Genomic DNA, 25,175 nt, shown 5'->3' on the forward strand with positions numbered 1-25,175 from the left:
AACGCGTGCACCCCCCGAAGGACCGCCGGATTCCCGACGCGGTGAGCACGGGCGCCACCTGCGCGGTCACCTCAGGCCGCCAACCGTCGGCCGAGCTGAGCCGACATCACAGCGAGCACCAGGACAGCACCCTGGATCAGGTTGGCGACGGCGGGCGAGTAGTTCATCTGCACGATGCCGTTCTGCAGAGCTGCCAGGAACACAACGCCCACCGCCGAGCCGAGCACGTGGAATGAGCCCTTGCTCATGAAGGTCGAGCCCAGGAAGCAGGCGGCGTACGCCGGCAGCAGCAGGCCGATACCGGCGTTCGGGTAGTACGACTGGGCCTGGGCCGCAAGCAGGATGCCGGCGAACGAGCAACCCAGACCGACCAGCGCGAACGAGGACGCCCGGATCATCCTGTTCCGGATTCCGGAGAGTCTCGCGGCTTCGACGTTCGCGCCGACCGCTGAGATCTGTCGGCCCCACAGCGTCCGGTCCTGGGCGAGCCAGAGCAGGCCCACGACAACGATCTCGAGGAGGATCACCAGCGGCACCGGTCCGATCTCCACCCTGGCGAGGTCGGTGAACGCCTCGGGAATCCCGAGGCTGATCTGCTGGTTGTCGGAGATCTTGACCTCCAGTCCCAGCAGAATGCTGCCCGCGGCCAGGGTGATGACGAACGCCGACACCCCCGACCACGCAATGACCACGCCGAGGACGATGCCGACCAGGATTCCGGCGAGCGCCGTGACGAAGAGCGCGGACGACACGGTCAGGTGCTGATGAGCGAGGAGCACGACGACCAGGGCGCACGAGAACTGTGCCTGGTACCCGACCGAGAGGTCGAAGTCCCCGATGCGGAGCGGCACCGTGAGCACCGCCGCCATGAGCAGCAGAGGGGCCGCGATGCTGAGCAGGCCCTTGGCGTTGTCCCAGGTGAGGAACGTGCCGGGCAGGTTGACGGCGAAGAAGGCGATGACGGCGAGGCAGGCGATGGCGGTGCCGTAGCGCAGCAACACCGCGCCGCGCGGGCCGCGGCTGCCGGCGAAGTCCGTCTCGTGGTCGGGCGTGTCACGATCCGCCGTGGCGGACGGGTCGGCCTGGGTGAGCGAGGTCATCGTCGCACCTACTCCGTGGCCGTGGTGGGCTCAGGAAGGGCCTGCAGGCGGTAGCCCTGGGTCTTCCAGTCGGCATAGATCTTCTTGCCGACGTCGGGGAAGGGGTAGCTCGCCGCACCGGCGGGCATGTCGGCGCTCGTCACGACCTTGAATATGTGCGGGTACTTGGCGACCTCGGCATCTGCGGAGATCGGCGTGCCCTTGGTGAAGTGGTGGAGCAGCGCATCGGCCGCATGCCATCCCGTGTACCAGTTGGTCGCGTCGAGAACGACCGCGGTGTCGCAGGTCTCCAGGGCCTTGGCGGTGTCCGGGAAGGTGAACTGCGACAGAACGACGATGTCGTTGCGCCCCCTCTCCTTGAGCAGGTTGCAGATCGGCGCCAGCTGGGCGTCGATGCTGGAGAAGATCACCTTCACGTCAGGGTTGGCCGCGAGCTGGTCGCGCACCGAGTTGATCGTGTCCGAGACAAGGTTGGCCGGGTCGATCTGGTGCTCGGCGACGACATTCATGCCGTAGAGCTCCATCAGCGGACGGAAGACGTCGCTGCGCATCCGCACTCCCTGCTGGGGGTCGAAGTTCTGCATGATCACGTCGGATCCCGGGGGTACGTGCACACCCACCCAGTCGGCCGCCATCACGCTCTGCACCGCCTCGCTGGGACGGAAGATGGCCGCGATCAGGTTGTCGTCGTCCGGCACGTAGCCGCTGAGACCGACCACAGGCGTGCCCGACTTCTTGAACGACTGCAGCGCCGGGAGGATGCTGCTCGGCGGGGCCGCGATCGAGACGAACGCGTCGACCTTCTGCTGCACGAAGGACTGGCTGATCGAGGCGAGTAGGCCGGGCTGGCCCTGGGCGTCCTGAACGATCACATCCCAGCCGAGCGCGGTGGCGGCACGGACGAACTCGTCGGCGAGCTGCTTCTGGATGTAGGAGGCACCGACGTAGATCAGCAGACCGATCTTCTTCTTGGGCACTTCGATCGAGTCCGCGGGAGCGGCGGCGTCCGCATCGGCCCGCGAGCCCGGGGCCTTGTCGGAGGAGACGGACCCGGTCAGGCGCTCCCCCTGGTCGGAGGTCTGGCCTGCGGGGGTGGCCGTGCAGGCCGACGCGGCGAGAGCCATCCCGATCACCAGCCCCACCGCGGAGATCAGATTGGAACGTTTGAACATGTTGTCGTCCTTTGATGAGTCGACAGCGGCGCCAAGGCATGGGCGCCGGCCCGTCAGCGGCGGAGTTGGACCCGAGAGAGGCGGGGCTGCGACGACGTCGCTGCCGCCCCGCGCAGCAGCAGGCTAGGAGCCACCCGTCCGCATCGGCTGTCGCAATGTGACACAGGACACGCCCATCGGCGGGCGCACGATCAGGCGTCGTGCGCCGGCGGAGCTGACAGGCCTCTCGGTCGGCCAGCACAGCATCGCCGGCGTCATCAGGGACCGCGAGCCCGAAGGGCTCGACACCCACCTCACCGGCCCTCGGCGGCCGGGGTGGCCGACCTGTCCCGTACGCGCCTCACGCCCCCCGGTCGATCATGGTGACGAGCCGCTCGGGTGTGGCCGGCAGGTCCAGGACTCGCACGCCGAACTCCCGCAGCGCGTCGTCGATCGCGGAGGAGAGCGCGGACGGCGCCATCAGACGGCCCGCCTCTCCGCCTCCCTTGACGCCGTTCGCCGTGATCGGCGACGGCGTCTCCTCGTGACCGATCCTGATCTCCGGGACGTCCATCGCCGTCGGCATCAGGTAGTCCCAGAAGGTCGTGGTCAGCGGCTGGCCACTGTCGTCGAAGGCGAACTCCTCCGACAACGTGGTGGCGATGCCCTGTGCGGTCCCGCCGACGATCTGACCGTCGTACGAGCGGGGGTTGACCAGAACTCCGGAGTCGTGGACCGCGGCGTAGTCGAGGATCGTCACCTGCCCCGTCTCGGGATCCGCCTCGACCACGGCGAGGTGGCAGGCGTGCCCGACGCAGGGATAGAAGATGCCCAGATCGCTGCGGTCGGCGGCCGGTTTGGTGAGGAACGGGTGGTCGTAGACGAAGCTGGCGTCCAGAGCAGACTCCATGCCCTCGGGGAGGTCGATCTTGTAGAAGTGCGCGATCTCTGCCAGCTGGGCAAGGCTGAGTCTGGTCTCGGGCAGGTCGATCAGCTGAAACCCGCCATCGACCCATTCGAGCTCGTCCTTGTTGACCGCGAGCCGGTGGGCGGCGATGAGGCGCATCTTGTCCTTCAACACCCTCGACGCGCCCTGCACGGCTCCGGCGAGCATCACGGTGAGACGACTTCCGCCTGGGCCTGCCGAGGGCAGGCCACCCTTGCTGCCGTGGTGCTGGACGGCGACGTCATGGGGGTCGATGTCGAACTCCTCGGCCACAAGCATCGAAGCCACCGTGTCGGGGCTGTTGCCTTCGAAGGGCTTGGAGAACAGCGTGACCGTGAAGCTCGCCTGCGCATCGATGCTGAGTCGTACGCCTTCCGGCGAGGAGGTGGGGCCGTCGAGGACCTTGTCGCTCCAGAACCAGAACTCGGTGGGCCCGTAGACGCTGCGCTCGTTGCAGGTGGCCACGCCGATCCCGACGTGCCGTCCGGCCGCGCGCATCTGCGCCTGCTTCTCACGCCAGCCGCCGTAGTCGAGCAGGCGCATCGCGTGGTCCAGTACCGGCTCGTAGTCGCCGGAGTCGTACATGTTGCCGCCGGGTGCGCGATACGGGAACTGATCGGGCCGGATGAAGTTCATCCGGCGCATCTCCGTCGGATCCATGCCCAGCTCGGCCGCCGCCTTGTCGACCATCCGTTCCAGCACCCAGTTGCCGGCGTCGGTGCCGAATCCACGGTACGCGCCCTGCTGGGTCTTGTTGGTCAGCACGGCTCGCACGTGGTATTTGAGCGCCCGCATCCGGTACGGACCGGTCGGCTGAGCCATCGCATTGCCGTGGGAGGCCACGCCGAACTGGATATAGGCACCGTAGTCATCGACCACGTCGATCTTGAGCCCCTTGAGCTCACCCGTGCGCATCACGGCGAGCTCGACCTCGTAGTATCGGTCGGAGCCGATCTGGTCGCCGTTGAAGGTGTGGTCGAGACGGTCCTCGACGTACTTCACCGGGCGACCGGTGTACTTCGCCATCATCGCGGCGGTCAATGCGGCGCGCCAGCACAACTGCTTCGCGCCGAAGCTGCCCCCGGCGTAGTACGGCTTCATGTCGAACTTGTTGCCGGGGATGCCCAGCGTCGCGGCGAGCGCGAAGTGGCCCGTCGTGCCGCTGAGGCTGTTGGAGTGGATCGTCAGCTCGCCCGTGCCCTCGTCGTACTCGGCGACGGCACCCGAGGTGTCGAGCGGCGTGCCGGCCGATCGACGCCACCGGAGCCGATCCTTCACCACGAGGTCCGCATCGGCGAAGACCGCATCCGGGTCCCCGAACTCGAAGGTGTGCTCGAGAGCGACATTCGTCTCGAGGAGATCGTGCACCAGGTTGCCCGTGTCCTCGGCCGCGACGAGCGGATCGACGATCGGTTCGAGCACCTCGTAGGTGACGTCGATCAGATCGCGCGCATCCTCGGCCAGATAGCGATTCTCCGCGACGACGACGGCGACTCCCTCGCCCACGTAACGGACCTTGTCGGCGGCGAGCACCCGCCACACGTGTTTGTCCGGGTGCGGACCGGCTTCCGGGATGGGTGCGATGTACGACGCTGCCTCGATCCCCGTCATGACGGCGACGACGCCGGGCGCCTGCCGGGCACGCTCGGCATCGATCGCCACGATCCGCGCGTGCGGGTACGGACTGCGCAGCACGACCGCATGGAGCATGCCGTCGAGAACGACGTCGTCGATGTAGCGGCCGCGCCCGCGCAGCAGCTTGGGATCCTCGACCCGCTTGATCGAGGTTCCGATCACCTTGCGCTGGTCGGGCGGGACCGCAGTGCCCTTGAGGTCGTCGGGCGACACTCTCGCGGCGCTCATGCCTCGCTCCCACGCTCGGCGCGGATCTCCGCTGCACGCATGGCGGCATCGACGATGAACTGGTAGCCCGTGCAACGACAGAGGTTGCTGGAGATGCCCTCCCGCACCTCTTCGCGGGTCGGAGCCGGATTCTCGTCGAGGATCTCCTCGACCCTGAGCATCATGCCGGGGGTGCAGAACCCGCACTGCAGGCCCTGCTTCTCCCAGAACGCCTGCTGGACCGGCCCGAGCTCCTCCGGCGAGGTGGCCATCCCTTCGATGGTGCGGATCTCGGCTCCGTCGACCTGGACGGCCAGGGTGATGCACGAGCGGAGCGTCTGGCCGTCGACCCGCACTGTGCACGCGCCGCAGACGCCTTGATCGCAGGCGGCGTGCGTGCCGGTGAGCCGCAGATCCTGGCGCAGGACGTCGACCAGCATCCGCCGGCCCTCGACCGCCACGTGCCGCCGCTGACCGTTGACCGTGAGGGTGACGGGATACTGCGTGTCTGGCGTGCTCATCCCCGCACCGACAGGCGTCAGGGGGTCCACGAGTTCGGTCATCGGGGGTCTCCTTCGGTTCGGAACGCCCGGTCCACGGCTGCTGCCATGGCCAGGCGGGCTTGGGTGCGGGCGACCTTCGTCCGGTAGGACCACGAGGCGACCGAATTGGCCCGGACCGGCACGATGTGCGCGGCCACGTCGTTGTCCGGCCGCGGAGCGATGCCCTCGACCACGAGGGCGGCAGCATCGGTCAGGAGGTCCGGCGTCCAGCGTTCGCCCACGAGCGCCTGTTCGGCGGCCGTGGCCCGGACCGGGCGGTCGCTGATCCCGCACAACGCGACGGCGGCGCGCTCGATCACCCCATCGGCGAAGGCGAGCGCCACCCCCGCACCGGCAAAGGGGAAGTTGCCGTTGCGGGGGCTCAGCTCACGCCACGCCCACCCGTGCCCGGGCCCCGCCACCGGGAAGCGCACCTCGACGACCAGCTCGTCGGCGCCGCGGGAGGTTGCGAACGGTCCGATGAAGAACTCGGAGGCGGCCACCGTTCGGCACCCCGCCACACCCTGGACGACGATGTCGGCATCGAGAGCCAGGGCAACCGCCGGGAGCTCTGCGACCGCCGAGGCGTGCGCGATGCTGCCCACGACAGTGCCGCGGTGCCGGATCGGCGGATGGGCGACGTGGCGCACCGCCTCGGCAAGGAGCGGAACGGCCTCCGAGACGAGCGGCGACTCCTCTACCGTCGACTGGCGGGTCATCGCGCCGATGACGAGCCGCGCCCCCTCGCGTCGGATGAAGGCGAGGGTGCCCACGCCCCCGATGTCGATCACGTGCGGCGGAGTCATCAGGCGCAGGTTCATGGACGGAACGAGGCTCTGACCCCCGGCGAGCACGCGGGCTTCGGGGCCGAGCCCGTCAAGCAACGCTGCAGCGTGCTCCGCGGACGTGGCCCGGTGGTAGGCGAACGGTGCGGGCTTCATGACGGCGAACCTAGGACGACCCGGGCCGGCACCGAGTGTTCGACTCTGGGACACCCACAGCGGGCAGCACGCGGGATCAGGCGCACGGTTCCTCCTCGCTCGAGACGGCGACGCCGTCCGACGTTGACACAGTGTGGCCCCAGACTTACCTTTCTGTCGACAGGCGACCGTCGCCAATGACAGAGGAGCGTGCCATGGAGCCCCCCTTCGACCATCGACGTCTCGACGAGCTGATGGACACGGCCGGCCTCGATGCCGTGCTCGTGACGTCGAAGCACAATGCGCAGTACCTCCTCGGCGGCCATCGCTTCTTCTTCTTCGACTACATGGACGCGATCGGTGTCAGCCGGTACCTGCCCGTCGTCATCTACGTTCGCGGCCGGCTGGACCTCACCCGGTACATCGCGAACTCCAACGAAGCCTGGCAACTCGACAACGACCCGGTGTGGGTGCCGGAGGTGTCGCTGACGAGCTGGGGCTCGGTCGATCCGATCGAGGAGGCGCTCGGTCACCTCGAGCGAGTGCTCCCCACCGGCGCGGCGATCGGGATCGAGTCCTCCTTCATGCCGGCCGACGCGTTCACCCGACTGGCCTTGGCCGGCAGATACCGGATCGAGGACTGCCTGTACGTGCTGGAGCGCCTACGCGCCCGCAAGTCGGAGACTGAGCTCCGCCTCGTGGAGCAGGCGTCCGCGAAGGTGGTCGACGCGATGCGCGCCGTCTTCAGCAAGCACGGCGAGGGCACCACCAAGCGTGAGCTCGTGGAGGCACTCCGGCGGGAGCAGACGGATCGTGGGCTGACCTTCGAGTACTGCCTCGTCAACATGGGCAAGAGCCTCAACCGCGGAGCGTCGGAGGACCGTTGGACGATCGGCGACCCCGTATGCCTCGACTCGGGCGGCAACTTCGGAGGCTACATCGGCGACGTGGCACGGATGGCGGTGTTGGGCGAGCCTGATGCGGAGCTCGAGGATCTGCTTGCGGAGATCGACCGGATCCAACTCGCCGCACGCGTGCCCATCCGGGCGGGAGCGCTCGGCCAGGAGATCTACGTGGCGGCCGACGAGGCCTTGACGAGCTCGCCCCTCCGAGCAGAGACGACCTTCCTGGCGCACGGGATGGGCCTGATCAGCCACGAGGCCCCGCGGTTGACGGACACCGGTCCGGTCCCGTACCCCAACGCCGACGGCGGACGTCCGCTCGAGGAAGGCATGGTCCTGTCGATCGAGACGACGCTCTGCCACTCCCGGCGCGGATTCATCAAACTCGAGGACACTGTGGCCGTGACAGACGGCGGCTACCGCGCATTCGGCGACAACGCGCGGGGCTGGAACGTCGCGGGATGAACGGGCTCGGTGGCTGGTGCCATGTCGACAGCCCCTATGTGGCCGAGGTGATGGGCAGCGCTGGATTCGACTGGTGCTGCATCGACATGCAGCACGGCCTTCCCGACCGCACCGCCCTGCTGCCGATGGTCCAGGCACTGGATCTGCGAGGGTGTCCGACGGTGGTGCGGGTACCCGAGCCCTCCGACGCAGCCATCTGCCACGCGCTCGACGCCGGCGCCTGCGGCGTGATCGTGCCGATGGTGGGAACGGCGAGCCGTGCACACGAGGCAGTCTCCCGTTGCCACTACCCTCCCGACGGCGTTCGCAGTTTCGGACCCTTGCGCGCCAAGCTGGGAGCCCCGACCGCAGCCGGGGAGGACGAGCCGCTCCCGCGTTGCTATGTGATGATCGAAGACCGGTCCGGCCTCGAGAACCTCCACCCCATCGCCGCCACCCCGGGAGTCTCCGGGATCTTCCTCGGGCCGGCGGATCTCGGGCTCTCGCTGTGGGGTGACCCAGCGCGGACGTCCGACGACGCCATGCTCCGGATCGGGGCAGAGGTGGCACGCGCCTGCGACGATGCCGGCATCGTCGCCGGCGTCTTCGCGGGCGGCCCGTCTGCCGCGGCCACGTGGAGACGCCTCGGCTTCACGATGATCGCGCTCGATTCCGACTCGAGCCTGTTGATGCGCGCCTCACGGGCGCTGGTCGCGGAGTCTCGGACGGCGATGTCGAACCTCGAGAAGCCGGCGTACTAACTAGCGCGCGCCTCGAGTTGCAGGACGAGACGGTCGGTCACGCCTCTGATGTGTCCTTCGACGGCGTCGCGGAGCGCCAGATTGTCCCCGGACTGCATCGCTTCGTGGATCACGACATGCTCGGCATAGGAGGCCCGCGAGTGCTCCGCCAGCTGTCCGGCGAAGTTCGCGATCCGCCGGACGTGTCCTCGGATCCGGTCGACGTGGTCGACCAGCATCGGGTTGCCACAGTTCTGCACGAAGAGGTCGTGGAACTCGAAGTCCGAGCGCGTGAAGTTCTCGAACTTGCCGGCTTTGACCTCCTTGCCGAGCGCACGCAGTTCGGCGCCCGCCGCCTTGACTTCGGAGTCGGGGATCGAAGCGGATGCGGCCGCTGCGGACTCCAGGGCCAGTCGCACGCCGTAGACCTGACGGATGAGGTCGACACTGAGGTCGGGCACGGTGAATCCCCGCGGTCCCGACGCATTGAGCAGACCGTCCTCCTGAAGTCGGCGGATCGCTTCACGCAGCGGCGAACGGCTGATCGAGAACCGACGCGAGAGGTCGTTCTCGCTGAGCGCGACGCCGGGCTCGAGGTCTCCCTCGACGATCCAGCGCTTGAGCGTCTGGTAGGTCTGCTCTGCCAGGGAGGGCGCCCGCTGCGGGGCGTTCTCCTCGACGGAGATCGATCCCCAGCGTGGGGAATCACGAACCATGAGATCAGACCCTCTCCCGAATTGCACACTGCCCACCGACCGTCGGAGGCACGAGATTCCGAACAGTATCCCTGCTCGTACTGCCGAGGCGCTCGGCGATCTCCTCTCAGGAGTCCCGGCACCCCGGCTGCGATTGTCGCAGGACGTCCCGCCGACAGCAGTGCGTCATTCTGGGTCAGCCCCTCCCTCACAGCGCGTCCGACGCCGCGGCGACAGCACGCCTGCGGCGCCACTGAGGCACCACAGGTGCGCCGAGGTGAGCACGGCAAGGAGCGCCCAGTCGCCGAGGGTGGCCGACGGCGTGGTCATCCCGACCGACAACGGCAGGCAGGCGACGGGCGGGTGCCAGCTCGCGGCCGGCGAGGTGATGAGCGCCATCAGGCCGACAGCCGCCATCGACCATCCGGGCGCTCCGAGCAGAGGACCGAGAAGTGCTACTGCCGTCATGACAGCGAAGCCGTGGGCATAGGCCGCCGCGATCCGGCGACGGTCCTCCCGGTAGCGATCAGGCCAGTGGAGCGCGATGGCCGCGGTTCCCAGCCATGCCGACAGCACGATGGGCCTCGGCAGGATCGCAGGCAGAGCAAGGACCGGGAGGCACACGACGGATGCCACCGCCAACCGCGGCCGGAACATCCCGCTGGCGATCACACCGATGCCGACACCGGCGACGGGGCGAAGCGCTGCCAGGTCAAGATGCCGGTTCGCGATACCCCGTCGACGGTGATCGGCTCGACGATCCCCAGGGTGAGCAGGTCGCCGCGGAGGGTGGCCCTGCGCCGGATCTGGCGCTTCGACCAGTTGGGGAAGAGCGAGATGTCTATCAGGTGGGTCACGATCCCCTCCGGACTGACCTCGAACCGACCCGCGTAGGCAAGGTAGCCCGCCGCCGCCGAAGCGCGCTCGGCCCCGGTCCCGCCATGCAGCTCGTCGGTGGCGTAGTGCGAACGGTCGTCAGCAGCGATCTGGACCGACATGTACCCATCGGCCGTGTAGACGAGGACACCGCGAGCACCGGCACCCAAGGGGTGTCGAACGCGACCACCGGCAAGGTCGGTGGTCGTGTAGTCGATGAGCGTCCACGCGCCCACCAGTCCCGACGACGCTTCGCTCATCGCTCCTCCGCCAGACTCGTCGATCGACCTCTTAGTTTGGTCGCCTGTCGACAGGCTACCATCGATGGGGACGTTCGAACGCCCCGCTAAGCACGGCGCGAGGAGCGGCTGCCGGATTGCATGTCCGACGTGTACCGCGAAATGAGCGAAGGCCCCTGATTCCTAGGTGAATCAGGGGCCGATCTGCGCGCCTGTAGGGATTCGAACCCCAAACCTTCTGATCCGTAGTCAGATGCTCTATCCGTTGAGCTACAGGCGCTCGCCGCCGAGGCGACCGCACGAGAATAGCCGAGGCGGCGCGCAGATGCCGAATCACGGCGGCCGGGGGTGTGGAAGCATGACGCCATGACCTCCTACGAGCCCGAGGACCGGGCGCTCTTCGAGGAGGAGGCGACCGGGCTGTACGAGCAGATCCTGGCGGAGGGCGGGCTGGCGGCCGACGACCCGCGGCTGGTCGAGGCGTCGTCGGTACGACGGGCGTTCGACCTGCTGGTCGAGCTCGGCCTGCTGCAGCTGGACGCGTCGCGGAAGACCTGGCGGCCGCTGGAGCCGAGCAACGCGCAGTCCCGGGTGGTGACGCCGCTGGGGAACGAGGGGGCCCGGCTGCTGCAGGAGTCGGCGCGGTGGGCGTCGGCGTTCTCGCACCTGGCGCAGAGCTGGCGGCGCTCGCCCGCGGCGAGCGAGTCGGGTCCGTTCCTGTACCTGCACGGCGAGGCGATCAACCCCTACCTCACGACCCTGGTCAGCGAGGCCCAGGAGGAGCTGCTGACCGCCCAGCCGCAGGCGACGCGCAGCGCGAAGACGGTGGCGGAGGCGGCGGTGCGGGACGTGGCGGCGCTCAAGCGCGGCCTGGCGATGCGGACGCTCTACCAGCACAGCGCGCGGCGGCACCCGGCGACGCACAAATACGTCGCGACCGTGACCGAGCACGGAGCCGAGGTCCGCACGCTCGACGAGTTCTTCAACCGGATGATCGTGGTCGACCGCCGGGTCGCGCTGATCCCGGCGGCCGACAGCCTGGCGACGGCGGTCGTCGTACGGGAGCCGGCGATCGTGGCCTATCTCGTCGACGTCTTCGAGCGGGCCTTCGCCCGCGGGCGCCCGTTCGCGAGCGCCGGCCAGAGCGTCACCAAGGAGATCGCGTCGGAGCAGCGCTCGATGACGATCCGGATGCTGATCGAGGGGCACGCCGACGCGGTGAGCGCGAAGCGGCTCGGCGTCAGCCCGCGGACGTACGCCGGCTATGTCGCGGAGCTCAAGGAGGAGTACGACGCGGAGACGCGCTTCCAGCTCGGCTACACCATGGGCAAGCTCGGCATCGCCGGCAAGGACGACGAGGCGGCACCGCCCCGGTAGCCGGGGCGGTGCCGCGATCTCGTGGTGCCTACGTGACTACTTGGCCTGGTGGTGACTGGGGATGACGCGCCATCCCCAGCCGGTGTCGGCCTCGGCCGACACCGGGATCGCGACGACGCCGGCGGCGGCGATGAGGGCGATGATCCCGAAGGCCGTCTTCCGGGTGAGGTTCTTCATGGTGGTTCCCTCCAGTGTGGGGTCCGAGGACCCGCGACTCGGCCCGAGAGTCGAGTGGACATTCCCCCGAACCGCAGCTCCAAACCCCATCATGCAGAGATTTCTCCGAATCGGCGAGACCCCCGGTCGTCACGACCGGGGGTCTCGTGCTGTCGGCGGCCCAACTGACGCAAGGTTGGAACAAATCGCTCTGGGATCAGACGGCGAAGATTGTCAGCGCCGGAGTGCCGGCCGCCCCGTCACTCGATCGGCTTCGCCCAGCGGCGAGGTTCAAGCGGCAGCGTCGCTTGAACCAGGACCAGGTGGCCTCCTTGGTAGCCGACTATCAGGGGGGTATGACGATCAAAGCACTGACGGTGAAGTACAACGTGCGGCACGAGACGGTGTCGCGGTGGCTCGCGGTCAATGGCGTAGCGGTCCGGCCAGCGCCGGCAGGGATGCCGTGCGGCAAGTTGGTCGAGGCGCGGGCACTTCGCGAGGCAGGCTGGACCTGGAAGAGGTTGGGTGAGCGGTACGGGTGTAGTCACACTGCGGCGCGAAAGGCAGTGCTGAACCTGAGCGAGGATGAGTAGCGCAGTAATCGCACCCGACCACCCACACGGCGACTGCACGATCAAGGACCTCCACGTGGAACAACCGCTTCAGCCGGCGGGCCATCTACGCCCTACAGCCCGACGCTGTCACAGTCCACCGACACGCTGATCAGGAACCAGCACCGGTTGGATCATGCCTCAGGTACACATCCTGCGAGAAGCAACACATTAGGGTCGTCGGATGGAAGGCGATTCGGAGGAGATCACTGAAGAGTGGGCCGCAAACCTGCTCGCGGAGCTGGATCGCTCCGGCAAACGGATGGCGCAACTTCGGGCCACCTTCGTCAGCCAGTGCGATCTGTTTGCTGAAGGACTTCGCCTACTCGCGGCTGCAGAATGGCCCGCGAGGGAGGGAACCGCTCGGTGGGATGACGTCCAGGCCACTCCTATCACCATCACCGGCGTGGATGAGTCAGTCGCGGACCTGATCAAGTACGAGGTCGGAGTCCACCTCAGATCAGCCGCCGATCAACTCCGCGGCTTCGGCACCATCGTTGGCGCGCAGTCATCCTTCGTCGGCGGAGTGACAGTTGGCCGGGGCTACTTCGAGGCGTGCATCTGGGTTGTCGGCCTCCTGGGCAGTGGCCGGGATTCCACCGTCCGTGCACAACGCGGTCTGACGAGACGCTTGGCCAGGCTCTCTGCAACGGTGCGGGTACTGGAGCAGCAGAACCAGTTGTTCAAACGAGTGACCACGGGAGAGCCAGGCGAGGAGGACGCGGCGACCGCTATTCAATCCATCCTTGAGCACGCACGAGCCCGGCAGTGGGAGGTGATCAACGGAAATCTCGCTCCGTCTGTGGGAACGCGCCTGTCGGTTGACGGACTGCTCAAGGAGATCCCCGGCGACGAGGGCATCGCTGGCAAGTACTCGTGGACCAAGGGATCGTCGGTGAACCACGCCGAGCACTCCGCCGATGTCCTTTCCTGGCTCGACATGTTCGTTGACAGCGGTACACCCACCACGCCGGGCTGGCTCACCGTCCACCACAGCCCCGGAGTGTTGATCGGGACGATGCTCCTTTTGGATGCACTCGGCCAGTATCTCGGACGGCCGGTGTTGCCCGAGCAGAGGGAATCGTTCCTCAAGGCCGCGATGGCCGTGAGCGGATAGCGGCGACTATGCAGCCCACGGGGGTCGTCGCCCGTAGTGATCAAGCAGGCGCATAGGTACCAAGAATCAATCTCGAAGCCCGCCACGCAGCGAGGCTCCTTCTATACCCTTCTCAGTCTCGGTTGGGCTGCGGGTCTGCCCGTCCAGCACGGCGCGAACGAGCATCAACGAGATGAGCTCCTCAACGACCTTGCTCAGCTTCCGGACGTTACCCATCCGCCCGGCCGCCGAGTGCAGTAGGTCACGCACAACGTCGAGGTCAACGTGGCTCTTCTCCTCGGCATCGAGACTCTCGAAGCGAGCGTTGACGAGCCGGTCAATGATCTCCTTGATCTCATCCGCCGACAGAGGCTCGAACCGAATGAGAGCGTCGAACCGCGAATAGAGCGCGTCCCCGAGGGCGCGCTGGACGTCCTGCTCAGAGTCATAGTTCGACGTGCAAATGATTAGCTCCGGACCGAGGGTGACACTGTAGTTCTTGTCCTCGAAGACGCCGCTGTCGAAGAGTTGGTAGAAGGCACTGTGGAACACCGGATTAGCCTTGTCGAACTCGTCGATCAGGATGACGCCGGATTCACGATCCAGGAGATCGTGAGCGAAGGACGACTCTGAAAGCTTGCCTCCGAACACGTACGAAGCGAACTGATCGTTGTGAAACATCGAGAACTGCTTGCGCATGAGAGTGCCGATGAGCAGTTTGTTTATGAACTCCGCTGACTCGGTCTTGCCCACACCGGAGGGACCGTAGAGCATTACAACAACGGGCTTGCTACGACCCTGACGAGTGAGCGGGTAGAGCGCCGCCAGGAGTGCCTCCTTCGCCGAAACCTGTCCGACCAGGTGCTCGGCGTAGTGGTCGCGGAACTTGACGAGCGTCTCGCGGGTGACCACGGGATAGTTGTAGCGCTCGGTTTTCACCGAAAAACTTCGCTCAAGTTGCTTGTGAACGTGAAACGGCGGGTTGTGAAGGTAGAGATGCTTCGGGTTGAGTTCACGTATCCACCCGGCGAAGTTCGTGATCACGTGATCGTTGAGACTCGCATAATCACCCGACTGGGCGGCGACATGGCCGGGGCGCTTCGGCTTTGGCAGTTCCACCATTTCGTCGGATTCGGCACCGTGCTGAGTGACTCGGTGCGTGATGACCCGCGTTGCCTCATCGCGTTCTCGAACTAGATCCATAAGAGCTACGGGCCGCTTGGGCTCCGACTTCTCTTTGAACCACGCAAGTGGGCCGTAGTAGATCGTGATCTTTGGATCACTCGACATGCTCCACCCCGGCTAGAAGTACGTCGTAAACGTCGAGTTCGAGTTCAGAGCTTGTCGTCCTGCGATCGAGTAGATCCCGAGCGCTCAGCACCTCTGCCCCGTCGGTGGGTTCCATCTCCGACTCCATCAGGAGTTCACGTTCCTTGGTCTTGCCGACGAGAACGCCGTGGAACACGAGCCGCATCCTGCCCAGGTCGGTCAGGCCGTAGTTGTTACGGAACGCTTTGATGTTGAAGCGGAGCACGCACTTCGTGCCGTCCTCGTCTTCCCCGACAAGTTCGTAGTAACCCTTAGCTCGCTCAAGGGCTTCATCGAGGCGAGAAAGGTCGACGCCCTGGTCCTCAGTCTTTGCGATGACCATGTACGGCGTGTACATCTTCGCATACGCCATCGAGCCGTCCAGCGCCTTGACGCGTAGGCCACGCAGCTGCCGGATCCGTTCATCGCCATCCGTCTTGTCGAGGTAGTCGGTAAGGATCGTGTTCGAGAGCGTCTTATTCAGGATGCTGCGGCCCGCAGCGGACAGCGCGGCCCCGGCCCCGGTCTCAGCCGACGCGCCGAGGAACGGCAGCCAACTGAATTTCGCGATCATCTTGGTTTCGACCTCGCTATGCGTTTCCCTGGAACGCTCTTTGACTTGCTCGCTGGTGGACGACTCTTTGCCGCCAGCAGAGATGTCGAGGTAGTCCGATACGGACTCCTCGTCGCAATAGACGATCTTGATCATCGACTGCCTGGGGTGGTTGCGATCCTCGGGCGTTGCGGTCATTGGTCGCTCACTCGGCTTCCGACGTTGGGCGTGCAGACAATTTGGCCTCGTGGGGCCGCCCGCACTCTATCAATCGATCGAACACCTGTGCGATGCATGGCATGCGTGCAAGGCCGGTCACCACTTGCACACGCCCCTGTGAGCCGATGCTCCGGTCTGCAAATCGCGACGACCGGCGCCCCCGCGACAGCAGCAACAGGTTTGCGACCCGGCCGCTGCGGGGTCGGTCGTCTCCGATACGGCGGATCCGCGCAACCGAACGGCGATTTCAGGGCAGGGTATATCTCGTGCTGTTCCTCATCGACAGCAATGTCGCGATCACCAGCGACCCGCTGACCCATGAGTTGGAGGCGGGCGCTGAGTTCGCCATGGAGTTCATGAGGCTCGCGACGACGCATCATCACGATGTCCGCACTCATGACGGCTCACGAGTGGACTTTGCGCGCATCCGCGACACTGCGAAGCGACAAGCTCGCCTGACTCTCTTCGGGCGCTACACGCCTCTTGTGTCCCCACCACAGATCTCCGTCGACCAGGAAGCCGTACTGGGCAGGCCAGCAGCGGGCTCGAATGATGAGGTCGACCAGCTGTTGCTGGCTGCGGTGGTCGGGAACGCTGCCGAGTACCTCGTCACCGAGGACGCCGGCCTGCACCGCAAGGCCCGTCGCATGAGCGTGGCGGACCGCGTACTGACGCTGTCAGATGCAATTGCGATGCTCCGGGCACTACACGCCGACTTGCCTCGTCCACCGCCATCGGTTCGCCGCATCAAGGCTCACCAGTTGAACATCAACGATCCGATCTTCGACGGACTCAAGTCCGACTACCGGGGGTTCGTGGCCTGGTTCGAGAAGGTCGCAAGAGGACAGCGGGACGCTCTCCTCATCGAAGGGGAAGCAGAACATGCCGCTCTTGCGATCTTGAAGCGAGAGCCAACCGGAGAGTTCGGGCTTCCCGGTCCCCAGTTGAAGGTGTGCACGTTCAAGGTCGCGGACGGGTACAGCGGCCAGAAGTACGGCGAGCTGCTGCTCAAGGCGATCTTCGAGCAGACCCACACCGAGCGCTACACCGGCCTATACGTGACCGTCCTGGCGAAGCACGAGGTCCTGATAGCCCTCCTCGAGGACTTCGGGTTCCGGGCCTTGGACGGCGTAAGAACGTCGGTCGGCGAGCTGGTGTTCGCCAAGCCGCATGGCGGAGACGACGCGAGTGTCCTGGACCCGCTGGAGTACCACGTCAGATACGGGCCCCCGGCTCTACGCATCACCGGCAGGCGCCCCTTCGTGATCCCGATCGAGCCTCGTTGGCACCGGCTGCTGTTCCCGGATGCTGAGCCGGCCGACGAAGACGCGCTCTTCCCAGCGACACTCGGGTTGACCACCCAGCCGTTCGGAAACGCGCTGCGGAAGGCGTATCTGTGCAACGCGCCGAGTCGCCTCCTACGTTCAGGCGACCCGTTGCTGTTTTATCGGAGCGGTGACGAGAAGGCGGTGCATGTGGTGGGAGTCTGCGAAAGTACCATTGTCAGCCGCGACCCAGCCGAGATCGTCGCGGCGGTAGGCCGCCGCACCGTCTACTCGCTCGACGAGATCACGCAGCTGACCCGCAAACGCGACGTTCTCGCGATCATGTTCCGCCAGGACCGCGTTCTTCGGTCAGCCCCGATCCACCTCGATGAACTGCTCGGCAACGGTGCCCTCACATCTTGGCCACAATCATTGACACAGACCAATGCGAAGGGAACAGAATGGCTCGCACGGCGACTGGACGCGTAGCGCTGTTTTCTATCCACCCTGACTACGCACAGGCAATCCTCAACGGCACCAAGAAGGTGGAGTTCCGCCGGCAAGGGCTGCCCGAGGATGTCACCCACGTTGTCATCTATGCGACCGCTCCGATCCAACAGGTCGTGGGCATGTTCGAGGTTGCTGGAGTCGAGAGACTGACGCCCCGACGCGCGTGGACGACGTACCAGCGCGTGGGCGGCATCAAGAAGCACGACTTCGAGCGCTATTACCTCGACACTGACGCCGCCTTTGTGATCCGTGTTCGAAAGCCTCGGCGGTTCACCCGCGCGTTTCGTCTGACGGACCTTGATGAAGCCCTGCGACCGCCTCAGTCATACATGTACCTGAACGGCGAGCGACTCGACCGCGCCCGATCACTCAGCCAGGCCATTGACCGCAAGGAGCAACTCGACATCGATCGACCGTTGGTGGCGGTCGGCGGCTGACCGCCGGAGTAGCCGACTGGGACCGGCGCTACACCGGCGACGTACCCGTCGTCGAATTGTCGTCAGGTTGCGGCCTGATACTTCTCCACCACATCGGCAGCGATGCGACCGCGCGCCGGCACGTCGATGCCCTGCTCAGCAGCCCACGCCCGGACATCCTTGGCCACATAGCCACTCTTCGAGGAGGCGGCGGAGGTCTTCCGGCGTCCGCTGGTCTTGGTGGCGTGCTCCAGGTAAGTGGCGATCACCTTGTCGAAGCCAGCCGCTTCCTTGTTGGTGAGATCGATGCGGTAGGAGACGCCGCGGTAAGCGAATTCGATGCTCTCGCCCTTGCCGGATTTGATCTCCTCACCAGAGAGATCGCTGATGAGTTGAGTTACTACACGCTGCGCCATGCCGAGACACCTTTCGAGTGGAGGACCATCAGATTTCTGACGCCATCTTATGACCAGGGGTAGCGGTTGGGCCAAACGGAAGAGCGGCCACGCAGTTCGCGGATTCGCTTTCCGCGCGGCTCCGACTCGCATTTCTGAACCGGCGGCGATCTTTCTGAGATTCTTCCCGGTCGTGCTCGACTTCGCCGGACTGTCGATCTAGCTTCTCGTCCCGCCTCACATATGGCGAGCAGGGAAGGGAGTCCTCCTATGACAGAAGAAGACGCTGGTCGAACTGATTGTCCGCCGTGGTGCAGCCAGGACCACCGTGAAGACGTACCCGGCGATCCCGAGCCACACAGCGTCGAGGGCTCTGGGTGCCGGTCACTCTCCTACGACGGGTACGAACGGCCAGCCAGTGGGCGTTGGATATGACCGCCGCCGAACTGATCGTCGGCGTAGCGCAGCCTGTGGAGTCGCCGGAACCGTGGCTTACGGTCGTTGAGGCCGAGAACGCATCGGTCGGACTTGAGTTGAGCATCGGAAGCGCTCGGCGGTTGGTCCGCGCGATGACTGCACAGCTGGCAAGCCTCTGACCACCGGCGGCGCAGGGAAACCGGCGGCTTCGTCACGTCGTGGAAGCCAGGCCCTGGACCAGGCGGCCAGGATCGATCTGGAGCGCTTCGGCGATGCGGATGATGTTGTGGAGCGAGATGTTGCGCTGGCCGCGCTCGACCTGGCCGATGTAGGTCCAGTGGAGCTCGCAGGTGTCGGCCAGCGCTTCTTGGCTCAGGCCGAGCTGGGCCCGTCGCCGGCGTACGCGCGCGCCGAACTCGGCGGTTGCCGAGGACAGCGGGGGCTTGCCAGCGGGACGGGGCACATTCCAAGCCCATCGGTCTCAAGACTTTCCATCCAGAGACCTTGAATCCCAATACTATCCATCCTATCGTCGCGATTCCCGGATCGGCCGGGGACGACGAGGAGGAGAGGACCAACATGGGTGGAACGTGGGTGCCGCCGGTGGACCGGGAGACCGGTCTTACGCGGCTTTGGAGCCGGCTTGCTTCGTGGGCGCGGGCGCTTCGGAGCTGAGCGTCCAGACGAAGGTGAACCCGGACCTGGGCATGAGCCAGCCGTCGAGGTCGACTTGGACTTCGCGGCCGGCGAACTGCTCAGGGATCCGGGTGATCCTCGGCTTCGAGAGACTGGTGACGGCGTCGGTGACGGACAGGTGCGCGATGTCGGTTTGGGTGTAGTCGAGTTCGAGCGATAGCCCGCGCGTCGGCGCGGGAAGCTCAGTGAACAGCCGGTGGGCGCTCTTGGCCCCGACGGTGCGGCAGACGTGACGAATGCGGACAGACCGTCCAGCGTGGACGATATCGTCGCCAACCGAGACGGTGTAGGTCTGGCCGGTCTTGCGCTGGGAGCGGCGGATTGGTCGTGATTCGCCGTCGACGCTGAACTCGAGCAGTTCGAAGGACGCCGCCTCCGCGGCGGAGACACCAGTGCGTTCGGGCATGAACCATGCCCAAGTAGCCGGGATGTCGGTCATGAGTTCGTAGAACTCGTCCCGGTCGGAGACACAGGCGAACTTGCGCACAGCGTGGCTCGGGACGGTGGTGTACTCCCACTCCACGAAGATGTCGAAGAGATCCTCGTGCTTCACTCCGCGTAGTGGCGAAGGACGAGCAGCACCTCTGGTGCTGCTCTCATCTATAGATGAGAGCCTGATCTTGATGTCCAGGTTGTGCCGTAAGAGTCCCCGGGAGTGGTGGGGTTTGAGGGACCAGCGGCGAGGCGTCAGCACGTAGGCGGCCATCGGCGGGATCTTCGGTGTGAACGACCAAGAACACACTGAAGAAGGAGTCCCTCCGATGGCCTTGCCCCAGTCTGCCCTGTCCGAGATCCTCGACGCGTTTCGTGCCGGTGATGGTGTCGACCTGATCCGTGAATCGGTCCGTGTCGCGCTCCAGGAGCTGATCGAACTCGAAGCGACCGAACGGATCGGCGCCGCGCCCTACGAGCGCACCGAGGACCGCACCAACGAGCGCAACGGCCACCGGACGCGGCCGTTGACCACCAAGGCCGGCGACGTCGAGCTGCGGATCCCCAAGCTCCGCAAGGGATCGTTCTTCCCGATCATCCTCGAACCCCGCCGCCGCATCGACCAGGCGCTCTACGCGGTGGTGATGGAGTGCTACGTCCACGGCATCTCCACGCGCAGCGTCGACGACCTGGTCGAAGCGATGGGCGGCTCCGGGATCTCCAAGTCCGAGGTCTCCAGGATCTGCGCCAACCTCGACGAGACCGTCGGCGCGTTCCGCACCCGCACCCTGGACCACGTCGAGTTCCCCTACATCTACCTCGACGCGACCTACCTCCACGTCCGCAACAAGCCCGGCAAGGGTGGCCAAGTCGTGTCCATGGCCGTGGTCGTCGCGACCGGCGTTACCGCCCGTGGGGACAGGGAGATCCTCGGACTGGACGTCGGCGACAGCGAGGACGAGACGTTCTGGCGAGCGTTCCTGCTCAGCCTCAAGCAGCGAGGTCTGGGCGGGGTACAACTGGTGATCAGCGACCAGCACTCCGGGCTAGTCGCAGCCCTGTCCCGAGCGTTCCAGGGCGTCGCGCACCAACGGTGTCGTGTCCACTTCGCCCGCAACCTCCTCGCCCACGTCCCCAAGGGTCAGGCCGACTACGTCGCCGCAGCGTTCCGGATGATCTTCGCCCAAGCCAAGCCAGCCGACATCGACGCGGCCTGGGACCGCACCCGTGAGGAGTTCGCCCTCAGGTGGCCCAAGATCGGTCCCTACATGGACGACGCGAAGACCGAGGTCCTCGCCTTCACCGCGTTCCCGCGCGAGCACTGGCGCAAGATCTGGTCGACCAACCCGCTCGAGCGGGTCAACAAGGAGATCAAGCGCCGCTCCCGCGTCGTGGGGATCTTCCCCAACCCCGCTGCGGTCATCAGGCTGGTCGGAGCCGTGCTGATCGACATGCACGACGAGTGGATCGCCGCCGATCGCCGCTACCTGTCTGAAGGCTCGATGGCGAAGCTCTACGAGACCAGCGATACTGACCCCGTCGCCGCCATCGAGGGCAGCGACTCGTAGGCACCGAGGATCACCTCAAAGCCCACCACCCCGCGGGGCTCTGTCGTTGTGCCAGCGCTCTGGCGCGCGGATGGCCTGGTCACGAACCTCTTCGTAGATCTCGCGGGCGAACTGCTCGTCGCCGAGACGGAGCGTCAGGGCACTGGTTGCCAACTGGTCGAGAAACTCCGGTGTCGCCACGCGCTTCATGTCGTTGGGCTTGGCGGCGAAGGCACGGAGCACGGTGTCGACGGTGTCCGGCATCAGCGCAAGTTGGACGGCACGGTTGTTCTCCGTCATCGCTCGGTCCCGGTCACGGCTGATGAGTAGATCGACCCAGGTGCCGAGGAGGCCAGCGGCGACCAGGATCTCGCCGAGCTCACCGAGTGGCCAGAAGCTCAGCCAGTCCCACGACGGGTCGTTGCCAACGGCGCGGGCCAGAGTGAGAAGAGCAACACCGACTCCAAAGACCAGCAATGCCACGATTGTCATCTTGAGGGCGTAAATGCGGGAGAGGAGGGTAGAGCGGTTGTTCATTTCTGCTTGTGATTATGACGGAACATCGCCTATTTGCCAATACCGCACTGTGCCGCCACACTGGCCGTCAATACAAAGGTTCGTTAAAATGGAAAGCGAATGACTGAGGAACCAAATAGAAAGTTCGGTGAGCGTTCACCGAAGGAAATGGACAGGCTTGCGGGCTTGTTTGTTGAACGAATCCGATCACTCGTCCGACAAGGTGTGACGCGCGTACCCGAAGACCTTGACTACGATATCGACACGCTCAGCATCTGTGATCCGCGGCTTCGCGTCGCGATTCGCGCGCGGTTGGCCTCTGATCCAGGGGAAGCCATCCACTTTTTCGTCAGTGCCGCCAGTTTTTCACCGAACTCGAGATGCCAGACTTCGCCGCATGGCTTTTCGAAACCACCCACGCAGAGGGAGCCAGCGCGGGGTTAGGTTGTCACCTATCCGCGCAACAGTCCTGTCTTCAGGACGCGGCCCCGCTGAGCGCCGGAGGTTCGTCGTGAGGCAACTCAAGCCGCTGCTTTAGGACGCGGATCTCCTGCCGGATGTCGCCCATCCACGCGGGAGGCGCGATTTCGAGACGCTCCAGCCTGTCCGTGTTCCACATGCTGTTCAGCTCTGGCGCGAGTGTCATGCGGGCACCACCAACGTACGCTGACGCGAGAGCTTGGATGACCGTTGTTGCTTGGTGCACGAGGGCCAGGCAAGCCTCAAGGAGCTCGATCGCCAGTCGGATCTGATCTTCAGGGCTTAGGACCTGGCTCCAGGCGTCCCGCTTCGCCCGTCGACGCTCCTTGGCTTCTTGGCTCATGTCACGAAGGTGTGCGAACACCAGCATGGCTGCGATAAAGGCCATCGCTCCGAAGTAGACCAGCGCGAATATCCAGTTGACGCCTACGCCACTACTTGCGACGTCTGCTCCGGTCGTCGTGCCGCCTTCGATGCCGCCAGACTGCTCAGGCTCGGCGCCGCCCGCCAGGGCGTAGGCATAGATGGCCAAGCCGAAGCCGAAGACGGCGGCCAAAGCGAAGGCAATCACCAAGCCCCTTTCTTGCAACAGCCCTGGGCGCTGTTCCCACACCATGCGGGCGATCACGACCATGCCCGCGGCGATGACCGACCCCCACGCCAACCCAACGACCCAGGACCACGAGTCATCAGCGCTAATCAGGCGCTCCCACAACTGGGCGCCGAGCCACATCTCGATCAGCCCGCCGATGACCAGCAGAATCCAGGTCAGTGGCGAGATCGCCCGGTACCAAACCGCCGGCAGTGTCGGTTGCGGGAGCGGCGTCAGCTTGCCGTTTCGGCACGCAGCCAAGATGTCGCGGGCACGGATGCCAATCAGGTCTAGCACGCCGAGGAGAGTCGGGAGGATTGCCTGCTCAAGCGATAGCCGGGGGGCTTCGGAGTAGATGTCGAAGGGCTTGCTTCGAGCGTCCGCCACGCCAGCATTGTTGGAGGCGTCGGTCGCCTCCGCGATGTTGACGAGCTGGGGCATCACCCGGAGTTCCGAAGGGCCGACCATCGTCGACACCCAGCCAGCCAGGACTGCCAACGCTGCCTTCGGGGTCTGTGGGCCGCGCGCCGCATCCTGATCTGTTGGCACGGCGCCACTAGCCAGCTTCGAGTGCTTGTTTCGGTTCATCGTTCTACTTCCTTGTCCTCCGCATTGGTTGCACCGGCGTACGCCGCGTAGACGCCTGCTAAGCGCGCGATATCAGGAGCCTGCAACTTGGTGCCCTGGCCAAGGCCGACCCAGGCAAGGCTGATGCCGGTGAGGTCGGGCTTGAGTTCGGCGGGCAGCTTCTCGACAACCGCCGTTGCCAGGTCGTCACGGGCGAGCCAGTTCGGATTGCACACCGGCACGCCTTCTCCGTAGCTGCACCCCTCGGTCACCGTGATGATTGCGTCGATCGGGTACCGGTCGGCCTGAGCCTTGTCGAGTGCAGTGGGGATCGAGCCGAAGATCGCCGAGCCCTTGCCTGCGAAACCAGACTCGCCCGTCAGGCACTCGATGTAGCCGTCGAAAGCTGCGGGCAGACCACCAGTGTTGGCCGCGCGTTGCACGCGTTCCTCTTCGCTGTTCGCGTCCTCAGCGATCGTGAACACCAAAGGCTTGCACGACGTGCCAGGCGCGAAGTTGAAGCCGACGGCGGTGACGCGGTCGCCGGCCTTCATCGCCGATACCTGAGCTGCCAAGACCTTCTTGGCCTCGTTGACGAGATTGGCCTTGGCATTGTTCGCCGAACGGGACACATCAAAGTTGACAACGGTGTGATCTCCGTCGGTCGGCCCCCCGCACGCAGACATCAACCCGAGGCTCAGGAGGGCGCCAACTCCGAGCCGCCACGGCATGTGCACGATCCTCATCGATCTGACTCCGACGCGGATGCTGCACCGGCCGCCAAGCCGAGTGGGTGATGATCCCGTGGCTCCGGTGACAGCAAGGCGTCCGGGCTCGGCCGGCGAAGGTCACCCAGCGGATCGAAGGCATCACCAAGATCGATGCCGCTGTGACCTGAGTACTTCCAGGCGTCCGGGTCGATCGCCGGGAAGGTCACCATGTCTATGTCATCGCGATGGAACCAACCTCGGATGAACTCGCCACGCATCGCCGAAAGCAGCCGCCGCGCGGCCTCCGCGAGGCGGCTCAGCTCATAGTCCAAAGCCTGCTCTTCGGACTTGTACCTCGCAATCCGACCTCTGACCTGGCGAGCAGTTTCAGCGTTCGATGCCGCGAGTCGCTGCTGGAACTCACGGGAGGCGTCCGGGCTGATCAGGCGGGAGTCCAGCTCACCGTAGTAGTGGACAAGGTTGTTATTGGCCACCACGAATTCGACATCAGCACGGTGATCCCAATGGAAGGCCTGGACCCGCGAAGCGCCTAGCTCAGTCACCCAGGCGACCGCCTCCGTGAAGCAGGCGGGCGCCGGGGTGCCCGGTCTGTCCGGCTCAGCCATCTGCCGACCTGCCTTGAAGCTAGCGGCGAGCAGGGGCTCGTACTTGGACGACGCCTCAAGATCCCACCAGCAAACCTCGCCAGCAGCAGGGGCGCCTCCGCCAGCCGCCGACGTGGACCCGCCCGCCTGCCGATTCCTGCGACGTAGCTTCATCTTCGGCTCCTTGCGCCTCGCGACGAACCAACACTCCGACTGTTTCCATGACAAGGATGCAGTAGCTACATGGTGCTGTCAACGGTTGCTACTGCATGCAGCGGCGCGACCGCTCGGATCCACTACGTTGTCCTTG

Annotated in this window: 25 protein-coding genes and 1 tRNA gene; 7 read left to right on the forward strand and 19 right to left on the reverse strand. The window is 65.6% G+C overall.

What is annotated here, in order from left to right; all coding sequences use genetic code 11:
* Positions 1 to 71: 71 nt before the first annotated feature.
* The 5 genes from FIV44_RS13105 to FIV44_RS13125 form a co-directional block, all read right to left on the reverse strand.
* On the reverse strand, positions 72 to 1,100 hold the full coding sequence (locus tag FIV44_RS13105) for an ABC transporter permease (protein ID WP_141004825.1): 1,029 nt from the start codon (positions 1,098 to 1,100) through the stop codon (positions 72 to 74).
* An 8-nt stretch (positions 1,101 to 1,108) separates the two neighbouring features.
* Complete coding sequence (locus FIV44_RS13110) at positions 1,109 to 2,272, reverse strand: sugar ABC transporter substrate-binding protein (RefSeq protein ID WP_141004826.1); 1,164 nt, start codon at positions 2,270 to 2,272, stop codon at positions 1,109 to 1,111.
* A gap of 340 nt (positions 2,273 to 2,612) precedes the next feature.
* Positions 2,613 to 5,060, reverse strand: coding sequence for a xanthine dehydrogenase family protein molybdopterin-binding subunit (locus FIV44_RS13115; protein ID WP_141004827.1), 2,448 nt, complete (start codon positions 5,058 to 5,060; stop codon positions 2,613 to 2,615).
* Complete coding sequence (locus FIV44_RS13120; RefSeq protein WP_141004828.1) at positions 5,057 to 5,602, reverse strand: (2Fe-2S)-binding protein; 546 nt, start codon at positions 5,600 to 5,602, stop codon at positions 5,057 to 5,059. The genes FIV44_RS13115 and FIV44_RS13120 overlap by 4 nt, the downstream gene beginning before the upstream one ends.
* Entirely contained in the window at positions 5,599 to 6,522 is a 924-nt protein-coding gene (locus FIV44_RS13125; protein WP_141004829.1) for an FAD binding domain-containing protein, read from the reverse strand. Before FIV44_RS13125 ends, FIV44_RS13120 begins: the two co-directional genes overlap by 4 nt.
* Before the next feature lie 131 nt (positions 6,523 to 6,653).
* Here FIV44_RS13125 and FIV44_RS13130 point away from each other — a divergent pair, with 131 nt between their 5' ends.
* Together FIV44_RS13130 and FIV44_RS13135 are read left to right on the forward strand one after the other, a co-directional pair.
* Complete coding sequence (locus tag FIV44_RS13130) at positions 6,654 to 7,868, forward strand: M24 family metallopeptidase (protein ID WP_219996434.1); 1,215 nt, start codon at positions 6,654 to 6,656, stop codon at positions 7,866 to 7,868.
* Positions 7,865 to 8,608 carry an HpcH/HpaI aldolase family protein gene (locus FIV44_RS13135; RefSeq protein WP_141004830.1) on the forward strand — a complete coding sequence of 248 codons (744 nt, stop codon included), beginning with the start codon at positions 7,865 to 7,867 and terminating at the stop codon, positions 8,606 to 8,608. Before FIV44_RS13130 ends, FIV44_RS13135 begins: the two co-directional genes overlap by 4 nt.
* Here the strand turns inward: FIV44_RS13135 and FIV44_RS13140 are convergent.
* The 4 genes from FIV44_RS13140 to FIV44_RS13155 all read right to left on the reverse strand — a co-directional run bounded on the left by FIV44_RS13140 (position 8,605) and on the right by FIV44_RS13155 (position 10,677).
* The gene (locus tag FIV44_RS13140; RefSeq protein WP_141004831.1) at positions 8,605 to 9,303 is read right to left on the reverse strand and encodes a GntR family transcriptional regulator; all 699 of its coding nucleotides are present in this window, start codon (positions 9,301 to 9,303) and stop codon (positions 8,605 to 8,607) included. The two genes, FIV44_RS13135 and FIV44_RS13140, sit on opposite strands and share 4 nt — an antisense overlap.
* A 165-nt stretch (positions 9,304 to 9,468) precedes the next feature.
* Positions 9,469 to 9,918 carry a hypothetical protein gene (locus FIV44_RS13145; RefSeq protein ID WP_141004832.1) on the reverse strand — a complete coding sequence of 150 codons (450 nt, stop codon included), beginning with the start codon at positions 9,916 to 9,918 and terminating at the stop codon, positions 9,469 to 9,471.
* A 32-nt stretch (positions 9,919 to 9,950) separates the two neighbouring features.
* The gene (locus tag FIV44_RS13150) at positions 9,951 to 10,418 is read right to left on the reverse strand and encodes a lipocalin-like domain-containing protein (RefSeq protein WP_141004833.1); all 468 of its coding nucleotides are present in this window, start codon (positions 10,416 to 10,418) and stop codon (positions 9,951 to 9,953) included.
* A gap of 186 nt (positions 10,419 to 10,604) precedes the next feature.
* Positions 10,605 to 10,677 (reverse strand) — tRNA-Arg (locus FIV44_RS13155).
* A gap of 86 nt (positions 10,678 to 10,763) precedes the next feature.
* On the opposite strand from FIV44_RS13155, the gene FIV44_RS13160 reads away from it, so the two are divergent.
* The gene (locus tag FIV44_RS13160) at positions 10,764 to 11,774 is read left to right on the forward strand and encodes a phospholipase D-like domain-containing protein (protein ID WP_141004834.1); all 1,011 of its coding nucleotides are present in this window, start codon (positions 10,764 to 10,766) and stop codon (positions 11,772 to 11,774) included.
* 36 nt (positions 11,775 to 11,810) lie between these two features.
* Here the strand turns inward: FIV44_RS13160 and FIV44_RS30465 are convergent, their stop codons facing one another.
* Entirely contained in the window at positions 11,811 to 11,951 is a 141-nt protein-coding gene (locus tag FIV44_RS30465) for a hypothetical protein (protein WP_181411154.1), read from the reverse strand.
* 774 nt (positions 11,952 to 12,725) lie between these two features.
* Here FIV44_RS30465 and FIV44_RS13165 point away from each other — a divergent pair.
* A complete protein-coding gene (locus FIV44_RS13165; RefSeq protein WP_141004835.1) occupies positions 12,726 to 13,658 on the forward strand; it encodes a hypothetical protein in 933 nt (310 codons plus the stop codon).
* A gap of 66 nt (positions 13,659 to 13,724) precedes the next feature.
* Here FIV44_RS13165 and FIV44_RS13170 read toward each other — a convergent pair whose 3' ends face one another.
* Positions 13,725 to 14,927: an AAA family ATPase gene (locus tag FIV44_RS13170; protein ID WP_141004836.1), complete on the reverse strand. Its 1,203-nt coding sequence runs from the start codon at positions 14,925 to 14,927 to the stop codon at positions 13,725 to 13,727.
* Positions 14,917 to 15,696 (reverse strand): DUF6414 family protein, encoded by a 780-nt coding sequence (locus FIV44_RS31350; RefSeq protein WP_219996435.1) that lies wholly within the window; start codon positions 15,694 to 15,696, stop codon positions 14,917 to 14,919. The genes FIV44_RS13170 and FIV44_RS31350 overlap by 11 nt, the downstream gene beginning before the upstream one ends.
* A 287-nt stretch (positions 15,697 to 15,983) precedes the next feature.
* On the opposite strand from FIV44_RS31350, the gene FIV44_RS13180 reads away from it, so the two are divergent.
* Positions 15,984 to 17,471, forward strand: a complete 1,488-nt coding sequence (locus FIV44_RS13180) for a PIN domain-containing protein (protein ID WP_141004837.1) — start codon at positions 15,984 to 15,986, stop codon at positions 17,469 to 17,471.
* Positions 17,444 to 17,929, forward strand: coding sequence for an ASCH domain-containing protein (locus FIV44_RS13185; RefSeq protein ID WP_141004838.1), 486 nt, complete (start codon positions 17,444 to 17,446; stop codon positions 17,927 to 17,929). Before FIV44_RS13180 ends, FIV44_RS13185 begins: the two co-directional genes overlap by 28 nt.
* Before the next feature lie 62 nt (positions 17,930 to 17,991).
* Here FIV44_RS13185 and FIV44_RS13190 read toward each other — a convergent pair whose 3' ends face one another.
* The 3 genes from FIV44_RS13190 to FIV44_RS13200 all read right to left on the reverse strand — a co-directional run bounded on the left by FIV44_RS13190 (position 17,992) and on the right by FIV44_RS13200 (position 19,969).
* Positions 17,992 to 18,324: a histone-like nucleoid-structuring protein Lsr2 gene (locus FIV44_RS13190; RefSeq protein WP_141004839.1), complete on the reverse strand. Its 333-nt coding sequence runs from the start codon at positions 18,322 to 18,324 to the stop codon at positions 17,992 to 17,994.
* A gap of 607 nt (positions 18,325 to 18,931) precedes the next feature.
* Positions 18,932 to 19,183: a helix-turn-helix domain-containing protein gene (locus FIV44_RS13195; protein ID WP_141004840.1), complete on the reverse strand. Its 252-nt coding sequence runs from the start codon at positions 19,181 to 19,183 to the stop codon at positions 18,932 to 18,934.
* A gap of 159 nt (positions 19,184 to 19,342) precedes the next feature.
* On the reverse strand, positions 19,343 to 19,969 hold the full coding sequence (locus FIV44_RS13200; RefSeq protein WP_141004841.1) for a hypothetical protein: 627 nt from the start codon (positions 19,967 to 19,969) through the stop codon (positions 19,343 to 19,345).
* A gap of 208 nt (positions 19,970 to 20,177) precedes the next feature.
* On the opposite strand from FIV44_RS13200, the gene FIV44_RS13205 reads away from it, so the two are divergent.
* Entirely contained in the window at positions 20,178 to 21,416 is a 1,239-nt protein-coding gene (locus FIV44_RS13205) for an IS256 family transposase (RefSeq protein WP_141003212.1), read from the forward strand.
* 15 nt (positions 21,417 to 21,431) lie between these two features.
* Here FIV44_RS13205 and FIV44_RS13210 read toward each other — a convergent pair whose 3' ends face one another.
* The 4 genes from FIV44_RS13210 to FIV44_RS13225 form a co-directional block, all read right to left on the reverse strand.
* Positions 21,432 to 21,878 (reverse strand): hypothetical protein, encoded by a 447-nt coding sequence (locus FIV44_RS13210; protein ID WP_141004842.1) that lies wholly within the window; start codon positions 21,876 to 21,878, stop codon positions 21,432 to 21,434.
* Positions 21,879 to 22,386: 508 nt separating this feature from the next.
* The gene (locus tag FIV44_RS13215) at positions 22,387 to 23,571 is read right to left on the reverse strand and encodes a hypothetical protein (protein ID WP_141004843.1); all 1,185 of its coding nucleotides are present in this window, start codon (positions 23,569 to 23,571) and stop codon (positions 22,387 to 22,389) included.
* Positions 23,568 to 24,296 (reverse strand): hypothetical protein, encoded by a 729-nt coding sequence (locus tag FIV44_RS13220; RefSeq protein ID WP_141004844.1) that lies wholly within the window; start codon positions 24,294 to 24,296, stop codon positions 23,568 to 23,570. Before FIV44_RS13220 ends, FIV44_RS13215 begins: the two co-directional genes overlap by 4 nt.
* The gene (locus FIV44_RS13225; protein ID WP_141004845.1) at positions 24,293 to 25,039 is read right to left on the reverse strand and encodes a hypothetical protein; all 747 of its coding nucleotides are present in this window, start codon (positions 25,037 to 25,039) and stop codon (positions 24,293 to 24,295) included. Before FIV44_RS13225 ends, FIV44_RS13220 begins: the two co-directional genes overlap by 4 nt.
* Positions 25,040 to 25,175: the final 136 nt, after the last annotated feature.

Origin of the sequence: Nocardioides humi (assembly GCF_006494775.1) — a bacterium.
Classification (GTDB): Bacteria; Actinomycetota; Actinomycetes; order Propionibacteriales; family Nocardioidaceae; genus Nocardioides; species Nocardioides humi.

Bases quoted from the DNA above. Each gene is read 5' to 3' on its own strand.
- FIV44_RS13105 (WP_141004825.1), bottom strand. From the start codon at position 1,100: ATGACCTCGCTCACCCAGGCCGACCCGTCCGCCACGGCGGATCGTGAC.
- FIV44_RS13110 (WP_141004826.1), bottom strand. From the start codon at position 2,272: ATGTTCAAACGTTCCAATCTGATCTCCGCGGTGGGGCTGGTGATCGGG.
- FIV44_RS13115 (WP_141004827.1), bottom strand. From the start codon at position 5,060: ATGAGCGCCGCGAGAGTGTCGCCCGACGACCTCAAGGGCACTGCGGTC.
- FIV44_RS13120 (WP_141004828.1), bottom strand. From the start codon at position 5,602: ATGACCGAACTCGTGGACCCCCTGACGCCTGTCGGTGCGGGGATGAGC.
- FIV44_RS13125 (WP_141004829.1), bottom strand. From the start codon at position 6,522: ATGAAGCCCGCACCGTTCGCCTACCACCGGGCCACGTCCGCGGAGCAC.
- FIV44_RS13135 (WP_141004830.1), top strand. From the start codon at position 7,865: ATGAACGGGCTCGGTGGCTGGTGCCATGTCGACAGCCCCTATGTGGCC.
- FIV44_RS13140 (WP_141004831.1), bottom strand. From the start codon at position 9,303: ATGGTTCGTGATTCCCCACGCTGGGGATCGATCTCCGTCGAGGAGAAC.
- FIV44_RS13150 (WP_141004833.1), bottom strand. From the start codon at position 10,418: ATGAGCGAAGCGTCGTCGGGACTGGTGGGCGCGTGGACGCTCATCGAC.
- FIV44_RS13160 (WP_141004834.1), top strand. From the start codon at position 10,764: ATGACCTCCTACGAGCCCGAGGACCGGGCGCTCTTCGAGGAGGAGGCG.
- FIV44_RS30465 (WP_181411154.1), bottom strand. From the start codon at position 11,951: ATGAAGAACCTCACCCGGAAGACGGCCTTCGGGATCATCGCCCTCATC.
- FIV44_RS13165 (WP_141004835.1), top strand. From the start codon at position 12,726: ATGGAAGGCGATTCGGAGGAGATCACTGAAGAGTGGGCCGCAAACCTG.
- FIV44_RS13170 (WP_141004836.1), bottom strand. From the start codon at position 14,927: ATGTCGAGTGATCCAAAGATCACGATCTACTACGGCCCACTTGCGTGG.
- FIV44_RS31350 (WP_219996435.1), bottom strand. From the start codon at position 15,696: ATGACCGCAACGCCCGAGGATCGCAACCACCCCAGGCAGTCGATGATC.
- FIV44_RS13185 (WP_141004838.1), top strand. From the start codon at position 17,444: ATGGCTCGCACGGCGACTGGACGCGTAGCGCTGTTTTCTATCCACCCT.
- FIV44_RS13190 (WP_141004839.1), bottom strand. From the start codon at position 18,324: ATGGCGCAGCGTGTAGTAACTCAACTCATCAGCGATCTCTCTGGTGAG.
- FIV44_RS13205 (WP_141003212.1), top strand. From the start codon at position 20,178: ATGGCCTTGCCCCAGTCTGCCCTGTCCGAGATCCTCGACGCGTTTCGT.
- FIV44_RS13215 (WP_141004843.1), bottom strand. From the start codon at position 23,571: ATGAACCGAAACAAGCACTCGAAGCTGGCTAGTGGCGCCGTGCCAACA.
- FIV44_RS13220 (WP_141004844.1), bottom strand. From the start codon at position 24,296: ATGAGGATCGTGCACATGCCGTGGCGGCTCGGAGTTGGCGCCCTCCTG.
- FIV44_RS13225 (WP_141004845.1), bottom strand. From the start codon at position 25,039: ATGAAGCTACGTCGCAGGAATCGGCAGGCGGGCGGGTCCACGTCGGCG.